Origin of the sequence: Streptomyces sp. NPDC056161 (assembly GCF_042268025.1) — a bacterium.
Lineage (GTDB): Bacteria > Actinomycetota > Actinomycetes > Streptomycetales > Streptomycetaceae > Streptomyces.
Genome location: NZ_JBHJUV010000012.1, coordinates 88,103 through 103,400, shown reverse-complemented (window position 1 = coordinate 103,400; position 15,298 = coordinate 88,103). Strand labels below are relative to the sequence as shown.

13 protein-coding genes, 1 pseudogene and 1 riboswitch are annotated in these 15,298 nt (G+C 72.9%); of the genes and pseudogenes, 11 read left to right on the top strand and 3 right to left on the bottom strand.

Annotated features, from left to right (window positions below; all coding sequences use genetic code 11):
* Positions 1 to 101: 101 nt before the first annotated feature.
* Positions 102 to 344 carry a hypothetical protein gene (locus ACFC09_RS13680; RefSeq protein WP_376526998.1) on the bottom strand — a complete coding sequence of 81 codons (243 nt, stop codon included), beginning with the start codon at positions 342 to 344 and terminating at the stop codon, positions 102 to 104.
* A 247-nt stretch (positions 345 to 591) separates the two neighbouring features.
* On the opposite strand from ACFC09_RS13680, the gene ACFC09_RS13675 reads away from it, so the two are divergent.
* The 3 genes from ACFC09_RS13675 (at position 592) to ACFC09_RS13665 (ending at position 3,034) form a co-directional block, all read left to right on the top strand.
* Positions 592 to 1,413, top strand: coding sequence for a FadR/GntR family transcriptional regulator (locus ACFC09_RS13675; RefSeq protein WP_376526996.1), 822 nt, complete (start codon positions 592 to 594; stop codon positions 1,411 to 1,413).
* 500 nt (positions 1,414 to 1,913) lie between these two features.
* Entirely contained in the window at positions 1,914 to 2,759 is an 846-nt protein-coding gene (locus ACFC09_RS13670) for an MgtC/SapB family protein (protein ID WP_376526994.1), read from the top strand.
* A complete protein-coding gene (locus ACFC09_RS13665; protein WP_376526992.1) occupies positions 2,756 to 3,034 on the top strand; it encodes a hypothetical protein in 279 nt (92 codons plus the stop codon). Before ACFC09_RS13670 ends, ACFC09_RS13665 begins: the two co-directional genes overlap by 4 nt.
* 40 nt (positions 3,035 to 3,074) lie before the next feature.
* On the opposite strand, the gene metE is transcribed toward ACFC09_RS13665, so the two are convergent.
* A complete protein-coding gene (metE, locus tag ACFC09_RS13660) occupies positions 3,075 to 5,393 on the bottom strand; it encodes a 5-methyltetrahydropteroyltriglutamate--homocysteine S-methyltransferase (protein WP_376526990.1) in 2,319 nt (772 codons plus the stop codon).
* Positions 5,394 to 5,602: 209 nt separating this feature from the next.
* A riboswitch (cobalamin riboswitch) is annotated at positions 5,603 to 5,772 on the bottom strand.
* Between the two features lie 221 nt (positions 5,773 to 5,993).
* Here metE and ACFC09_RS13655 point away from each other — a divergent pair.
* From ACFC09_RS13655 to ACFC09_RS13645, 3 genes are all read left to right on the top strand, one after another.
* Positions 5,994 to 6,626 carry a DUF1345 domain-containing protein gene (locus tag ACFC09_RS13655; RefSeq protein ID WP_376526988.1) on the top strand — a complete coding sequence of 211 codons (633 nt, stop codon included), beginning with the start codon at positions 5,994 to 5,996 and terminating at the stop codon, positions 6,624 to 6,626.
* A 291-nt stretch (positions 6,627 to 6,917) separates the two neighbouring features.
* Positions 6,918 to 8,624 (top strand): histidinol-phosphatase, encoded by a 1,707-nt coding sequence (locus ACFC09_RS13650; protein ID WP_376526986.1) that lies wholly within the window; start codon positions 6,918 to 6,920, stop codon positions 8,622 to 8,624.
* The gene (locus ACFC09_RS13645) at positions 8,621 to 9,244 is read left to right on the top strand and encodes a hypothetical protein (RefSeq protein ID WP_376526984.1); all 624 of its coding nucleotides are present in this window, start codon (positions 8,621 to 8,623) and stop codon (positions 9,242 to 9,244) included. Before ACFC09_RS13650 ends, ACFC09_RS13645 begins: the two co-directional genes overlap by 4 nt.
* A gap of 119 nt (positions 9,245 to 9,363) precedes the next feature.
* On the opposite strand, the pseudogene ACFC09_RS13640 reads toward ACFC09_RS13645, so the two are convergent.
* Positions 9,364 to 9,768 (bottom strand): annotated as a pseudogene (locus ACFC09_RS13640) (DUF4132 domain-containing protein); the annotation flags it as partial.
* A 588-nt stretch (positions 9,769 to 10,356) separates the two neighbouring features.
* On the opposite strand from ACFC09_RS13640, the gene ACFC09_RS13635 reads away from it, so the two are divergent.
* The 5 genes from ACFC09_RS13635 to ACFC09_RS13615 all read left to right on the top strand — a co-directional run bounded on the left by ACFC09_RS13635 (position 10,357) and on the right by ACFC09_RS13615 (position 15,282).
* On the top strand, positions 10,357 to 12,216 hold the full coding sequence (locus tag ACFC09_RS13635) for a phage tail sheath subtilisin-like domain-containing protein (protein ID WP_376526982.1): 1,860 nt from the start codon (positions 10,357 to 10,359) through the stop codon (positions 12,214 to 12,216).
* Between the two features lie 42 nt (positions 12,217 to 12,258).
* On the top strand, positions 12,259 to 12,783 hold the full coding sequence (locus ACFC09_RS13630; protein ID WP_376526980.1) for a phage tail protein: 525 nt from the start codon (positions 12,259 to 12,261) through the stop codon (positions 12,781 to 12,783).
* Positions 12,784 to 12,814: 31 nt separating this feature from the next.
* Positions 12,815 to 13,543, top strand: a complete 729-nt coding sequence (locus tag ACFC09_RS13625; RefSeq protein ID WP_376526978.1) for a hypothetical protein — start codon at positions 12,815 to 12,817, stop codon at positions 13,541 to 13,543.
* Entirely contained in the window at positions 13,536 to 14,282 is a 747-nt protein-coding gene (locus tag ACFC09_RS13620; protein ID WP_376526976.1) for a hypothetical protein, read from the top strand. The genes ACFC09_RS13625 and ACFC09_RS13620 overlap by 8 nt, the downstream gene beginning before the upstream one ends.
* Before the next feature lie 61 nt (positions 14,283 to 14,343).
* A complete protein-coding gene (locus tag ACFC09_RS13615; RefSeq protein ID WP_376526974.1) occupies positions 14,344 to 15,282 on the top strand; it encodes a DUF4255 domain-containing protein in 939 nt (312 codons plus the stop codon).
* Positions 15,283 to 15,298: the final 16 nt, after the last annotated feature.

Genomic DNA, 15,298 nt, shown 5'->3' with positions numbered 1-15,298 from the left:
CGATCTTGGGGTTCTTGGGGTTCCTGGGGTTCCTGGGTTCCTGGGTTCCTGGGTTCCTGGGGTTCTTGCGATTTTCTGGGGTTCCTGGGGTTTTAGGGGTTTTAGAGGTTTTGGGGGTTCTCGGGGGTCTCGAATCTGTGTGCACGGGGCTCGGCCCGGGATCCCTTGTCGTCGGTGCCGCGGTCGCGGTCGGCCCGCACGCCCAGGCCCTCGTCGGGGCCGTGGGTGCCGCGGTGGTTCCCGACCGGCCCGGCCCCCTCGTCCACCAGCAGGTGACCGCAGGGCGCCGTCCCCCGCGCATGGTCCGTCGTGAACGCGTTCTCGTCGTACGGCGCGATCCTCATCGCTCGCCTCCGTCTGTCGCGCGGCCTGTGCCATCGCTCGACCAAGAAACCTTCTCGGCTCCATCAAGAAAGCTTCTTGGTAGGTTCGTGTCAAGGTGGGTGACGAGCTTTTCAGGATCGGTCAAATGCGTGTGAAAACATGGAGGCCCGGTGCCTTGTGGGTACCTACTAAGTAGGTTAGGGTGAGGAGGTCGTCATGGTCCCGAGCCGTTTCACCTCCCGGCTCGGGGGATCCAGGGGGAGTGACATGTCCACGCCTCGTACACCTGCGAAGGTGTTCCGCGGCAGGGTGGCCGACCAGATCGTCGAGGACCTGCGAGAGCAGATCCTCAGCGGTGCCCTGCCGGACGGTTCGCGGCTGCCGGCCGAACGTGAACTGGCCGCCCAGTACGACGTCAGCGGTCCCACGATCCGCGAGTCGATCCGGGTGCTGACCGCGATGGGTCTGGTCAGCAGTCGTAACGGCAGCCGGGCCACGGTCACCGCGCAGGGCGACACCCTGCTCGCCCTGTCCATCGCCTCCGTCGTCCAGGTCGAGAAGGTCAGCGCACGGGAGGTGCTGGGCCTGCTCGGCGTGCTCAACGCGTTCGCCGCCGAACTCGCCGCCGAGCGGGCCTCGGACGAGGAGATCGCCGGGCTGCGCGAGGCGGCCGGGCGGATCACCGAGGCGGAGAGCGTGGAGGAGTCCGCCGCGGCGTTGCAGCGGTTCTTCGCCACCCTCGCCGACATCTCGCACAACCCGCTGCTCGCCGCACTGTGCCGGTTCATCTCCGAGGTGCAGATCGGGCTCGCGGTCAAGATGTCCGGCGGCGAGGGCGGTGACTGGGGCCGGGTCGCGGGGCGCTTGCAGCCCGCCCGGTTGGAGATCGTGGAGGCCGTCGCCACCCGGGATCCGGCGCGGGCCGCCGCCGTGGTGCGCGACTACCACCGGCAGGCCGTCGAGCGGGTCATGGTGATGCGCAAGGGTGACGAGGCCGAGCGCTCGGACGGACTCACCGAGGCGCTCGCCGCCTGGCTGCGGGCGAACGTCGGACTCGGCGGGCGGATCAGCAGGCCCCGCGAGGAATGACCGCGGCCGGCCTGCCCGCCCGTCACGGACTCACCCCACGCCACACGCCCCTGAAAGCGACGACCGGTGGCGCGATCCACCTCCACGCCATCCTGGCGACCTGACCTGACCTGACCTGACCTGACCTGACCTGACCTGACCGGGCCGGACCGTGTGCCGCAGTTCCCGGCCGCCGCCGTCGCCTCCCCCCATCACCGCGCCCCGGCCCGCGATGCGGCGACCCGGGTGGGGCACCCGGCGCGATCTGCGGCAAGGACGGGCAGAATTTGCGTCGCTGTGCAAATATAGAGGAGTGCCGGACGCCCGGGAGGACCGGGCGCCGCCGACCGAGGAGGAGGTGAGCGACATGGATCGCAGCAGCGGTAGTAGCAGTCCCGGCCATACCGGGCCCCGCATTCCCATGTCCCCCCGCTCCTCGGGCATCCGGTAGCCCCCCGCCCCGCACCGGCGGCTGCCATGCCCTCGACCTGCCCCGTCGCGACGGGGGAGGGGAGGTTCCCATGGCGAACCTGACCACTTTCGAATTCCTGCTGCGGCTCGCGGTGGGCGTCAGCTGCGGCGCCCTGATCGGCGTCGAGCGCCAGTGGCGCGCCCGCATGGCAGGACTGCGCACCAACGCGCTCGTGGCCGCCGGGGCCACGCTGTTCGTCCTCTACAGCGTGGCCGTCGGCGACACCGGCAGCCCCACCCGGGTCGCGTCCTACGTCGTGTCCGGCATCGGCTTCCTCGGCGCCGGAGTCATCCTGCGCCAGGGCGGCGGCGTCCGCGGCCTCAACACGGCCGCCACGCTGTGGTGTTCGGCCGCCGTCGGCGTGCTGGCCGCGTCCGGTCGGCTGGCGCTGTGCGCGATCGGTACGGCCGTCGTCCTCGGCGTCCACCTGATGCTGCGTCCGGCCGGCCGGCTGATCGACCGGCTGCCGCAGCGCGACCCCGACACCGAGGGTGTGCGCGCAAGCGTCCACCTGGTCTGCGACCGCGCCGACGAGACCCACGTCCGCGCGCTGCTCACCCAGGCCCTCACCGGGGACGGGCTGGCCCCCACCGGGCTGCGGGTGCTGCGCGACGGCGAGGACACCACCGCGCTGCGCGCCGGTGTCTGCGTCACCGGCGACCCCGCGCGCAGCCTGGAGCGGCTCATCGCCCGGCTCTCCCTGGAGCCCGGCGTACGGGACCTGCACTGGCACCTGGACCACAGCCCCCTCGACACGGACCACAGCCCCCTCGACACGGACCACGGCCCCCTGGACACACGCCGTGGCCCCCTCGACACGGACCACGATCCCCTCGACACGGAACGGAGTTCTCTCGGCACGGAACGGGAACGACGGGAGGCGAGAGCGGCATGAACGACCTCGACACACTGAGCGCACGACGCACCGTCCGCAAGGCTGCCCGGCGCCTGGCGGAGGACGCCCCGAAGCTCGTCGTCGGCTCCGCGGGCGCCTACCGGGCCGGCCTCGCCACCCGCGCGGCCGAACTGCGCAGGGCCGTGCTCCTCGCCTGGCTGAGCGGCGTGCCCGAGCGCGTCATAGCCGCCGACGGCGGCCTGTCCCCGAGCCTCGTCCACGAGTGGATCTCGGCCGGGAACCCGCCCGGCGAAGCGGCCGACGGACCGGGGTGAGGCACGACGCCCCGCCCCGGCCCGGACCGGGCACCGCCGGTCAGGACGTGGCCGGCTCACCCCGGACGGCGCGGGCGGCGGCGACCAGGTTCTCCAACGAGGCGCGGGTCTCCGGCCAGCCACGGGTCTTCAGACCGCAGTCGGGATTGACCCACAGCCGCTCGGCGGGGATGGCCCGCAGGCCGTCGCGCAGGAGTTCGGCGGTCTCCTCGGCGCTCGGGACGCGCGGGGAGTGGATGTCGTACACGCCGGGTCCGGCCTCGCGCGGGTAGTCGTGGGCGGCCAGCTCACGCGCGACCTGCATGCGCGAGCGGGCCGCCTCCAGACTGATCACATCGGCGTCGAGGTCGTCGATGGCCTGCACGATGTCACCGAACTCCGCGTAGCACATGTGGGTGTGCACCTGGGTGTCCGGGCCCACCCCGCCGGTGGTGAGCCGGAACGCCTCGGTCGCCCAGTCCAGATAGGCGGCCCGGTCGGCGGCCCGCAGCGGCAGGGTCTCGCGCAGGGCGGGCTCGTCGACCTGGATCACCGGGGTACCGGCCGTCTCCAGGTCGCCGACCTCGTCGCGCAGGGCGAGGGCGACCTGCCGGCCGGTGTCGGCGAGCGGTTGGTCGTCCCGGACGAAGGACCAGGCGAGCATGGTGACCGGGCCGGTGAGCATGCCCTTGACGGGACGGTCGGTCAGGGACTGCGCGTAGGCGGTCCAACGCACGGTCATGGGGTCCGGGCGGGAGATGTCACCGGCCAGGATCGGCGGGCGGACGTAGCGGGTGCCGTAGGACTGGACCCACCCGTGCCGGGTGGCGAGATATCCGGTGAGCCGTTCGGCGAAGTACTGGACCATGTCGTCGCGTTCGGCCTCGCCGTGGACGAGGACGTCCAGGCCGGTCTTCTCCTGGAAGGCGATCACCTCCCGGATCTCGGCCTTGATCCGCTCCTCGTAGCCGGCGTCGTCGATCCGGCCGGTCCGCAGGTCGGCGCGGGCGGTGCGCAGGTCGGCGGTCTGCGGGAAGGAGCCGATGGTGGTGGTCGGCAGCAACGGCAGGCCGAGGCGGGCGCGCTGGGCCGCCGCCCGCACCGGATACGGCTGGTCACGGCGGGCGTCGGCCCCGGTGACCGCCGCCGTGCGGGCGCGCACGGCCGGGTCGCGGGTGAGGGGCGAGGCCGCCCGGGAGGCGAGGTCGGCGCGGTTGGCGGCCAGTTCGGCGGTGATGGCCGCCGTGCCGTGGGCGAGGCCGCGGGCCAGCGTCACCACCTCCGCGGTCTTCTGACGGGCGAAGGACAGCCAGCGCAGGAGCTGCGGTTCGATGTCCCGCTCGACCGACGCGTCGAGCGGGACGTGCAGCAGGGAGCAGGAGGGCGCCACATCGACCCGGCCGGCCAGACCGAGCAGCGTGCCGAGCGTGGCGAGGGACGCCGCCAGGTCGTTGACCCAGATGTTGCGGCCGTCGACGACGCCGGCGACCAGGCGCCTGCCGGGCAGTCCGCCGACGGCGGCCAGCGCGTCGAGCTGAGCGGCCCCGCGCCCGGTGAAGTCCAGCGCGAGCCCGTCGACCGGCGCGTCGGCCAGCACGGGCAGGGCCTCGCCGAGCCGGTCGAAGTAGGAGGCGACCAGCAGTTTCGGCCGGTCGGTGCGACCACCGAGGGCACGGTAGGCACGTGCGACGGCGCCGAGTTCGGCCGGCGTGCGGTCCTGGACGAGGGCGGGCTCGTCGAGCTGCACCCACTCGGCGCCGGCCGCCCGCAGGTCGGCCAGGACCTCCGCGTACACCGGCAGCAGCCGGTCGAGGAGGGTCAGCGGATCGAAGTCCGCCGCGACACCCGGCGCGGGCTTGGCCAGCAGCAGGTAGGTGACGGGGCCGACCAGCACCGGCCGGGCCGCGAGGCCCAGGGCGAGGGCCTCCGTCAGCTCCGCGACCTGCTTGGCCGAGTCCGCCGCGAACACCGTGTCCGGGCCCAACTCCGGTACGAGGTAATGGTAGTTGGTGTCAAACCATTTGGTCATCTCCAGCGGCGCCAGGTCCTGGGTGCCACGGGCCATGGCGAAGTAGCCGTCCAACGCGTCCGCCGCGACGGCGGCCCGGTGGCGGTCCGGGACCGCGCCGACCATGACCGTGGTGTCCAGGACGTGGTCGTAGTACGAGAAGTCACCGGTGGGCACTTCGTGGATGCCGGCCTCGGCGAGCTGCCGCCAGGTGGCCCGGCGCAGTCCGGCGGCGGTGGCGCGCAGCGCGTCGGCGCCGACGCGGCCCGCCCAGTAGCCCTCGACGGCCTTCTTCAGTTCCCGGTGCTGTCCCTGACGCGGGTAGCCGTACACGGTGGCGCGTGCGCCCCCGGCTGTGGGCTCGGTGGTCACGGAGATCTCCTTCGCGAGACGATTCCCTGAGGTCCCGGCGACGGGACGAGAGCGCGAAGGGGTGCCGGAGGGGACGGCACGATCACGCGTGGCAGCGTGTGTTCGTCCGCCTGGCCTCACTCCCCGGACGGTGTCCGGAGGCGTCCCCGACCCGCCCTCGGGGTCACCGGGATGTCCGCGCACGAGTGGTTCGCGCGCGGGCAACGGGCAGGTCTTCGGACTCGCGGGCACGTCTCGTCCGTACGAAGCACAGAGCCGTACGAGACTCCTACTGGCCGTCGCTTCCCAGGCCCGGTACATCGGGCCCAGTGCGTATGACGGCGGTCGTTCCCGCTCACCGCTGCGGGGCAGTCCCGGATTTCCACCGGGTTCCCTCTTACGACGCGCCCCGTCCGGCTGACGGGGGCGAACCAGCTGCACGGGCCAGCCTACGGGGCGGGCCGCCGTCGCGTCCGGTCGCGTCCGGCATTCGGATGGCGGACCTGCCCGCGCCGCTGCCCGACGAGCGCCGGACGGCATCCGTCCGTACCCGGGTGTGCCTTCCGCCGCACGGCCCCGGCTGCCCTCGGGGCGGCGCCCCGGCCGCTACTGTTGCGGCCCATGGGTGCACGGTTGCCGCTCTCGGCGGTCTCCCGGCTGTTCGGATCGACGGCCGGCGGCGCGGTCGTCGGCGTGGCCGTCGGGCTGCCGACCGACCTGCCGCTCGGGCTTCTCGCCGGCATCGCGGCGACGGAGACGTTCTTCGTGGTGGTGGGCTGGATCGTGCTGTGGCCCCTGGACGCCGAGGAGACCCACCGCAACATCCGCCGCGAGGACTTCCGCCCGGTCCTGGAGGAACTCGTCGTGGTCGTGGCCGCCCTGTGCGGGCTGCTCGGCATCGTGCTGCTGCTGGCGTTCGGCAAGTCGGCCGACGGCCATGCCGCCGCGGTCGCCGCGCTCGGCGGGGTCTTCATGGCCTGGGCGGCCCTGCACCTGATGTACGCGACGCGCTACGCCTACCTCTACTGCACGGCGTCCGGCGGCATCGACTTCAACTCGGACGAGCCGCCGGCGTACCGGGACTTCCTGTACTTCAGCTACAACCTCGGCATGACCTACCAGGTCTCCGACACCAGTGTGTCGAGCTCGACGATCCGTGCGGTGGCGCTGCGGCACTGCCTGCTGTCGTACGTCTTCGGCACCAGCATCCTGGCCACCGTGATCAACCTGGTCGTCGGGATCGTCTCGGGCTGACTGGCGTTCCCGTGCCGTACCGGACGGTCCTGCACGGCCCGCCCGGTGATGCCGATGGCCGAAAACGATGTGAGGGCGGCCGGTCGGTCGGCCGGCGGTGCGGCCCGTAGTGCGGGATCGGCCGGACCCGCCGGTGCGAGAGGCGTCGGCGCAGCTCCGGGCGGGCGCCGACGCCCGCTGCACATCCGGCCTTCTTTGCCACACCATTGCCTTGATTCCCGCCGTTTACCAGGGCTTTGCAGACTCCACACGTCCCAAGCGTGTACGTCCCTGTTGTCAGCGGGAGTTGAAATGGGCCACGGCCACAGACACGACCACGGTCACCACCACCATCACCACGGGGGCGACGAGACCACGTCCCTGCCGCCCGCGCTCGACCTGTCGGTGCCCGACGCGGAGTTGACGCCCAGCCAGCTGTCCCGGCGCTCCATGCTCCGCCGCACCGGACTGCTCGGCGCCGGCCTGGCGGCCGGCAGCGTCCTCGGCGGCGCGGGCCAGGCGGCCGCGTCCCCGGCCACGGCGGCGAACGCGTCGCACGGCTCCCGTTCCGGCGGCTACCTGTGGCTCGCCGGCGACCACCACATCCACACCCAGCACAGCAACGACGCCAAGTACCGCGTCATCGACCACGTCCGCCAGGGCAACGCGCACGGCCTGGACTGGATGGTGATCACCGACCACGGCAGCGAGACGCACGCCAAGATCGGTGTGGAGAAGGTCAACCCCGACATCGTCGCGGCCCGCGACAAGATCGGCGACACCCTGGTCTTCCAGGGCCTGGAGTGGAACATCCCCGCCGCCGAGCACGGCACGGTCTTCGTCCACCCGGGCAAGAACGAGGTCGCCGTGCTGAAGGAGTTCGAGAACTCCTTCGACGGCTCGGTCAAGAAGGCCACCGCGAACACCCCGGCCAACGAGGCGCTGGCCATCGCGGGCATCAACTTCCTCGCCGACCAGGTGCGCCGCCGCAAGGTCAAGGACGCCCTCTTCCTGGCCAACCACCCGGCCCGCAAGGGCATCGACTCCCCGCACGAGATCCGCGGCTGGCGCGACGCCGCACCCGCCATCGCCGTCGGCATGGAGGGTGCCCCCGGCCACCAGGCCGCCGGTCTGCCGAAGCCGCAGGGTCCGGGCGGCGGCCGCGGCTACTACGACGGCAGCCCCGGCGCCGACTCGTTCGCCGGCTACCCGCTGGAGAGCTACCGCACCTGGGGCGGCTTCGACTGGATGACCGCCACCGTCGGCGGCCTGTGGGACAGCCTGCTCGCCGAGGGCAAGCCCTGGTGGATCACCGCCAACTCCGACTCCCACAACGTGTACGCCGACAGTGCCGTGCGCGGCCCGAACAGCAACTTCGAGGCCAACGGCCGCTACGAGGACCCGGTCTACGGCGGCGGTCTGAACCTGACGGACGGCGACTACTGGCCGGGCCAGTACTCCCGCACCCACGTCGGTGCCTCCTCCTTCTCGTACCAGGCGGTCATGGACGGCATCCGGGCCGGCCGCGTCTGGGTCGACCACGGCGGCCTGATCAGCGGCCTGAACGCGCAGCTGCGCTCCGGGTCCAAGTCGGTCACGCTCGGCGACTCCCTGTACGTGCGCCGGGGCAACCAGGTCGACCTGGTCATCGAGATCAGCCTGGCGGGCGGCCCCAACTGGTCGCAGTTCGTGCCCACGCTGGCCCGGGTGGACGTCATCCAGGGCGACGTCACCGGACGGGTCGCGGACAAGGACGCCTTCGCCACCCCGAACACGAAGGTCGTGAAGTCCTTCGAGGTGAACAAGTCGACCGGTTCCGTCCGGCTGACCTACTCCCTCGGCCGGGTGGACAAGCCGGTGTACGTGCGGCTGCGCGGCACCGACGGCAACCGCTCCGCGGTCGGCCTGAACGGCGCCGCCGTGGACCCGGCGGGCCCGGCCATGGACGTCCTCGGCGACGCCGACCCGTGGAAGGACCTCTGGTTCTACTCCAACCCGATGTGGGTCCTTCCCGCATGACGGCATCGCACCACGTGCCCGGCGTCCGCTCCGTCATCGGGGTGGACGCCGGCACGGTCAGCCTGCGCGAGGCGGATCACCTCGTCCACCGGCTGGCGGACGGTCTCGGGCTGCCGGACGGCACCATCGCCTGCACCCATCTGGTCCGCACCGCCGACCGGCGGGGCACCACCGTCTCGTTCGCCCTGCCCGACGAGGCGGCGGCCGGGACGGTGTGGCAGCGGCTGACCGGCCTCGCCGACCCGGAGCCCGACCTGGGCGCCGTGCTCGGCGACCGCACGCACGGTCCGGTACCGGCCGCCCGCACGGCGGAGGCGGCCGTGGCCGAACACGTCCGGCGCAGCGGCGGGCGGGCCGTGCTCTATCCCGGTGCGGACCGCCTCACCGGCACCGTCACCCTGGCCGACCTGCTGGCCACGTCGGCCATCGAACGGGTCGTCGTGGTCGGCGCGCCCTTCGCCGCCGAGCCGGATCCCCGGACTCCGGTGGTGACCCAGGACCACGTACGGCCCGAGTGGCGGGACGGTCGGCTGACCCTCGCCCTGGTCCCGGCCGCGGGCGGAACACTCGCCCCCTTCGAGGTGCCCAACCCCACACCCTGCTGCGCCGACCACTCCTGACGGTTTCGCAACTGGTCCCGACCGGTTCACTCCGGCCCCGCACCGGCACCGCCCCCGGCCGCCGGTGCGGGGGAGCGGTGCCCCGCGCCCCAGGCCGCGGCGCACAGCGCACGGTCGGCCTCCGCGGCGAACTCCCGCAGCTCCTCCAGGTCGTCGAGGAGCACGGGGTGCGGGACGCGGACCAGTTCGGGGGTGATGCGCACGGTGTCCCCGTCGAGGTCGACGAGGCCGAGCCCGTGTTCGGCGTCGGCGTCCCGAAGGAAGCCCACGACCTCGCCGTCGGCCCCGGTGACGACGACGTCGCGCAGCGCGGACCGCCAGGCCGGGTCCGCCCACACCCCGGTGACGACGGCGAGCGGCACCGGCAGCGAGCGCACCATCCGCCGCTCCACGTCGGCCAGGCAGCGCTGTTCGTGCCGCTCCAACCAGCCGGCGAGCTGCCGCAGCCCGGCGACCGCGGGATCGTCCGCGAGCTTGGCCGGAACCGACTTCAGCCGCCGTCCGGCCGCGTTGCGGCACACCACCTTCCCGCCGTCGAGGGCGACCTCTTAGTCGCCCGCCGTCACCCACCCCATGTGTGCCTCCCGCACCGCATCGATCAAGTGACGGGAACATTAGGACAGGCCACTGACAACGCCCCCTCCGTCCGCCGGACCCGGTCCCGACCGGGCACCCGGTGGATCCGGCCACGGAGCAATCGCTTACCGACCCGAGGCCGGCGGCCTCGGTATGACTCGATCGAGTGAAGCCAGGGCCCCGACTGTGCAGAAGCTGTGTGCTCCCTGTCGGTGGCGCGCGGAAGTGATGTGGTGGTAACGGGAACTTGACCTTCACGAAACCTTTTCGCCAGGTGGCCGGAACGCGCCTTGTTCAGTCAACCGCACACGAACGAAGGTGGTTCGAGCACCTGAGCATCAGGAGTCACAAGCTGTGCTGCTTGGCCCGGACAACCGAACCGTCCGGGCGACGACGGGGGAACTTGATGCGGTGCGCTCGGCTGCCGTCGTGCTCGGCGCGCGGCTCGACAAGCGCACCATCCGAACTTGCTCCTCCGCTCTCTGCCTCCTGGTGCCTATGACCGGTGCCCGAGACAGGGATAGGAGGGGGAGCCGATGAGCGCGGTGAACGCCGCCAAGCCGACGTATCCCGGCGTCTACGTCGAAGAACTTCCCAGCAGCACCCGCACCATCTCGACCCTGACCACGTCGGTGACCGCTTTCGTGGGCCACACCCGGCGCGGTCCGCTGAACGAGCCGGTACGCGTCACCAGCTTCGCGGAGTTCGAGCGCCGCTTCGGCGGACTGAGCGCACGCAGCGCCGTCGGCTACGCGGTCCACCAGTTCTTCGGCAACGGCGGCACGGTCGCCGTCGTCGTGCGGGTCACCAAGGCGCGCAGCGGCAAGGCCGCCTGCGTCACCCTCAAGTCCACCGAGGGCCGCAGCGAGACCAAGGTCCTCGACGTGCACGCCAAGGAGCCCGGCAGCTGGGGCAACGGCCTGCGGGTCGCCGTCGACCACGACACGCCCTGCCCCGACGACACCTTCAACCTGCGCGTCTACGACGCCAGGGGCGAGGCCAGGGAGAGCTTCACCGGCCTGTCCATGGACCCGGCGAGCGGCCGCTTCGTGCAGACCGTCGTGGGCGCCGGCTCCCGGCTGATCCGCGTCGAGGCCGTCGGCGAGGGCCGCCCCGACCCGTCCGGGACCGTCTCCAAGCCCTTCGGGTACGACCTGCCCGACCTGGCCGTGGACCTGACCGTCAAGATCGGCGACGTGGAGCGCGAGTTCACCCTCCACGACCCCGACTCCGACGGCGAGGCCCCGTCCTCTGTGACCGGCCTCGCCCTGCTCCTTGAGCGCAAGCTGCGCGCCCTGCCCGACGCTCCCGGCAAGCACGCCTTCGCGGGCGTCGAGGTCACCCCCTTCGGCCGCCGCGTCCAGGTGGTCGCGGGCTCCACCGACCCCGAGGACGTCGTCCGCTTCCTCGGCGAGTGCGCCAACGACCTCGGCCTGGAAGCCTCCGTCAACCCGCCGGTGTTCCCGCTGGCCGGCGGCGAGGACGGCGAGGCCCCCGGACCGCGCGACCTCATCGGCTCCGAGGCCGACAAGACCGGCATCCAGGCGCTGCGCGACGTCGCCGACGTCAACCTGCTCGTCCTGCCCGAACTCGCGGCGTACGAGAACACCGAGGACGCCGTCACCGTCGTCTCCGCCGCCCAGCGGCTGTGCCAGGAACGGCGGATGTTCCTGCTCGTCGACGCGCCCGGCGCCTGGGTCAGCGTGGAGGCGGCACGCGCCGGAGTCGCCGCCTTCGACGCCGTGCGCGGCAACCACGCCGCCCTCTACTTCCCGCACCTCCAGCTCACCGACCCGCTCACCGGGCGGCTGCGCGCCTTCCCGCCGTCCGGCGCGGTCGCGGGCGTCATCGCGCGCACCGACTCCGAACGCGGCGTGTGGAAGGCCCCGGCCGGCACCGAGGCCCGGCTGGTCGGCGCGCACTCCCTCGCCGTCAGCCTCACCGACCGCGAGAGCGGACTGCTCAACCCGCTCGGCGTCAACTGCCTGCGCACCTTCCCGCTGACCGGTCCGACGGTGTGGGGCGCCCGCACCCTGGAGGGCTCCGACGCGCTCGACAGCGAGTGGAAGTACGTCCCCGTCCGCCGGCTCGCCCTGCACGTCGAGGAGAGCCTGCAACGCGGCCTCCAGTGGGTGGTGTTCGAGCCCAACGACGAGAACCTGTGGCAGCAGATCCGGCTCAGCGCCTCCTCGTTCCTGCACACGCTGTTCCGGCAGGGCGCCTTCAAGGGCGGCACCCCGCGCGAGGCCTACTTCGTCAAGTGCGACAGCGACACCACCACCGACGAGGACGTCGCGAACGGCATCGTCAACGTCCTGGTCGGCATCGCGCCCGTCCGCCCGGCGGAGTTCGTGATCGTCAAAATCCAGCAGACGTCCGGGCAGTTCGAGCTGTAGGCCCACGGGCACCCCGAAGACGTGGAGAGCTGAAGGAATCCGATGGCAGAGTTCACCGTCAACGCCCATCGTTTCGACCCCTACAAGAACTTCAAGTTCCTGGTCCTGTGGGACGGTCGTACGGTCGCAGGCATCAGCAAGATCAGTCCGCTCAAGCGGACCACGGAGGTCGTCAAGCACCGGCACGGCGGCGACCCGTCCTCCCCGCGCAAGTCGCCCGGCCGCTCCGAATTCGAGGGCATCACGCTGGAACGCGGGGTCACCCACGACCCCGAGTTCGACCGCTGGGCCAACAAGGTCTGGCAGGTCGGCGCCGGGCTCGGCTCCGAGGTGTCCCTCGCCGACTTCCGCAAGGACATCGTCATCCAGGTCCTCAACGAGGCGGGCCAGGTCGCCGTGTCGCACAAGCTCTACCGGGCCTGGCCCAGCGAGTACCAGGTGCTCGGCGAACTGGACGCCAACGCCAACGCGGTGGCGATCCAGAGCCTGAAGCTGGAGTGCGAGGGCTGGGAGCGGGACTACGAGGTGCCCGAGCCCGAGGAACCGTCCTTCCTCAACCCGGCCTGAACCCGGACCGGTCGAGGAACGCGGGGGAGACATGGCGATCACCGGGACGGCCGGACTGCTGGACACCTGGGAGGCGGGGCTCGCCGAGGCGCCCGCCGGGCGTGCCCTGCTGCTGCACCGCACGGCACGCCCGGACAGCGACCCGGGGACGCTCGTGGCGCTGCCGGTCGGCGAACGCGAGGCCGACCTGTTCGCGCTGCGCCGGGCCCTGTTCGGGGAGCGGATGCAGGTCCGGACGGACTGCCGCGACTGCGGCCAGGACATGGAGTTCGACCTGGACGCGGGCCAGTTCGCCCGGTCGGCGACCGGGCCGCGGGAGCGGGTCGTCCGGCTCGCCGAGGACGGCTGGGAGATCGAGTTCCGGCTGCCCGGCCCGGCCGACCTGACCGCGGCGGCCCGGTCCGCCGACCCCCGCGCGGCACTGCTCGCCCGGTGCCTGGTCTCGGCGGCGCGGGACGGGGCACCGGCGCCCGCCGACGCCCTGCCGGCCCACGTACAGCGACGCCTCGCCGAGACCGTCGAAACCGCCGATCCGGCCGCCGACCTGACGCTCGACATCCGCTGCCCCGAGTGCGGCGCCGCCACCCGCGCCGAACTCGACATCGCCTCCTACCTGTGGACCGAACTGGACTCCTGGGCACGGGACCTGCTCCTCGACGTCCACCTGCTCGCCACCGCCTACGGCTGGAGCGAGCCGGAGATCCTGGCGCTCAGCCCCTTGCGCCGCCGCTACTACCTGGAGCTGTGTGCGGATGTCTGACTCCACCCCCGAGGCGCCCCCGGCGGAGCCCGACTTCCTCGACCGGCTGATCGCCCGGCACACCGCCCCGCGACCGGCCGCGCCCCGGGTACGGCCCCGGCTGCCCGGCCCGTTCGAGCGCGTCGAGGCGGTACGGGCCCGCACCCCGGACCCCGACACCGCCGACCCGGCCGCCTGGCCCTTCACGGTGCCGACTGCCGCGGCGGACCAGGAGGCGCCCGGCCCGGCCGGCGCCGGGGGCCCGCGGTACACGGAACGGGAGCGCACCGTCGTGCACACCCGGCAGGCGCCCGCCGCACCGGCGGCCCGGCCGGCTCCGGCCGCCCCGGTCGAGGCCCCCCTGCTGCGTCCCGTCGCGCCTCCCGCGCCGGGCCCGTTCCCGGTGCCCCGGCCCGGATCGCGCACCCCCGGGTCGGGGCGCCCGGAACCCCGCGCGGACCGGGCCGCGGCGTCCCCGCCCACCCTCCCGGGCCGGGACGCCGATCCCGCCGTCGTCGTGTCCGCGACAGCGCACCCCAGCCCCGCGGACACGACGGCGGCCCGGGACGCCGTACGCACGGCCGCCGCCCGCCGCCCCGCACGGGCGCCGGAGCAGGTGGTCCAGGTGCAGATCGGGCGACTGGAGGTCACGGCCGGCCAGGCGCCGTCCGGCGGCCGTGGCCCGTCCGCCGCCCGGTCGGCCGAACGGCCGGGCGCCGCCCTCAGCCTGGCCGACTACCTGGCCCGGGGGCGCGAGTGAACCACGCCGGCAGTGACCGCGGCAGCACCGGCACGACGAGAGGAACCGAGGAACTGACGCCATGAGCAACGCACTCGTCATCGCCCATGTCAGCCAGGCCCTCGCCCTGCTGATCGAGTCCCACCTCCAGCCGGAGATCGACATGGCCGTCAAGGTGGAGCCGCGCAAGCCGCCCGCCGACCCGCCGACGGATCCCACCATCTCCGTCTTCCTCTACCAGGTCACACCCAACGTCTCACGGCGCAACGACGACCTGCCGACCCGCGCCCCGGACGGCACCCTGGTGCGCCGCGCCGTGGCCGCACTCGACCTGCACTACGTGATCAGCGCGTACGGCGACGAGACCGAACTGGTCGGCCAGCGGCTCATCGGCTCGGTGGTGCGCACCCTGCACGAGATCCCGGTGCTGCCGAAGGACGTCATCGAACTCGCCGGGGAGAAGCCGTACTTGGCGGGCAGCGACCTCGCCGAGGCGGCCCAGCGGGTGCGGTTCACCCCGATGGTGATGGACGTCGACGAGACGTCGAAGCTGTGGGGGATGCTCTACCAGACCCCGTACGCGCTGTCCGTGGTCTACCAGGCGTCCCTCGTCCTCATCGACGGCCGCGAGACGCCCGTACCGGCGAAGCCCGTCGAGCGGCCCGAGGTACGGGTGCTGCCGTTCGGGGCGCCGGGCGCACCCGTACCGCCGGGACCGTCACGTGCCGACCGGCCGTCGACCGGCGGGGACGAGACCGGCGCGGCGGAGAGCGGGGCCGGCGCGGGGAAGACCGGCACCGACGAGGCAACCGAGCGCGCCGGCGCCGGCCGGGCCGCGAAACGGCCCGGGAAGGCCGTCGCCAAGGCCGCACCGAAGGCGCCCGCCCGCACCCGAGGGACGGCGCAGCCCGCCCGGACGGGCAAGACCACCAAGCGGGCGACGAGGACCACCCGGCCCGCCGAGCACCCGGACACCGGCACCACGACGCGGTCCGGGGCCGACGAGGACACGGAGAGCTGAGGCGGCGTGGGATCGA

What these genes read in the sequence shown, in the direction of transcription:
- ACFC09_RS13655 (WP_376526988.1), top strand. Translation starts at nt 5,994, where the DNA reads ATGGGTGCACGGTTGCCGCTCTCGGCGGTCTCCCGGCTGTTCGGATCG.
- ACFC09_RS13615 (WP_376526974.1), top strand. Translation starts at nt 14,344, where the DNA reads ATGAGCAACGCACTCGTCATCGCCCATGTCAGCCAGGCCCTCGCCCTG.
- ACFC09_RS13680 (WP_376526998.1), bottom strand. Translation starts at nt 344, where the DNA reads ATGAGGATCGCGCCGTACGACGAGAACGCGTTCACGACGGACCATGCG.
- ACFC09_RS13650 (WP_376526986.1), top strand. Translation starts at nt 6,918, where the DNA reads ATGGGCCACGGCCACAGACACGACCACGGTCACCACCACCATCACCAC.
- ACFC09_RS13675 (WP_376526996.1), top strand. Translation starts at nt 592, where the DNA reads ATGTCCACGCCTCGTACACCTGCGAAGGTGTTCCGCGGCAGGGTGGCC.
- ACFC09_RS13665 (WP_376526992.1), top strand. Translation starts at nt 2,756, where the DNA reads ATGAACGACCTCGACACACTGAGCGCACGACGCACCGTCCGCAAGGCT.
- ACFC09_RS13635 (WP_376526982.1), top strand. Translation starts at nt 10,357, where the DNA reads ATGAGCGCGGTGAACGCCGCCAAGCCGACGTATCCCGGCGTCTACGTC.
- ACFC09_RS13625 (WP_376526978.1), top strand. Translation starts at nt 12,815, where the DNA reads ATGGCGATCACCGGGACGGCCGGACTGCTGGACACCTGGGAGGCGGGG.
- ACFC09_RS13630 (WP_376526980.1), top strand. Translation starts at nt 12,259, where the DNA reads ATGGCAGAGTTCACCGTCAACGCCCATCGTTTCGACCCCTACAAGAAC.
- ACFC09_RS13645 (WP_376526984.1), top strand. Translation starts at nt 8,621, where the DNA reads ATGACGGCATCGCACCACGTGCCCGGCGTCCGCTCCGTCATCGGGGTG.
- ACFC09_RS13620 (WP_376526976.1), top strand. Translation starts at nt 13,536, where the DNA reads ATGTCTGACTCCACCCCCGAGGCGCCCCCGGCGGAGCCCGACTTCCTC.
- ACFC09_RS13670 (WP_376526994.1), top strand. Translation starts at nt 1,914, where the DNA reads ATGGCGAACCTGACCACTTTCGAATTCCTGCTGCGGCTCGCGGTGGGC.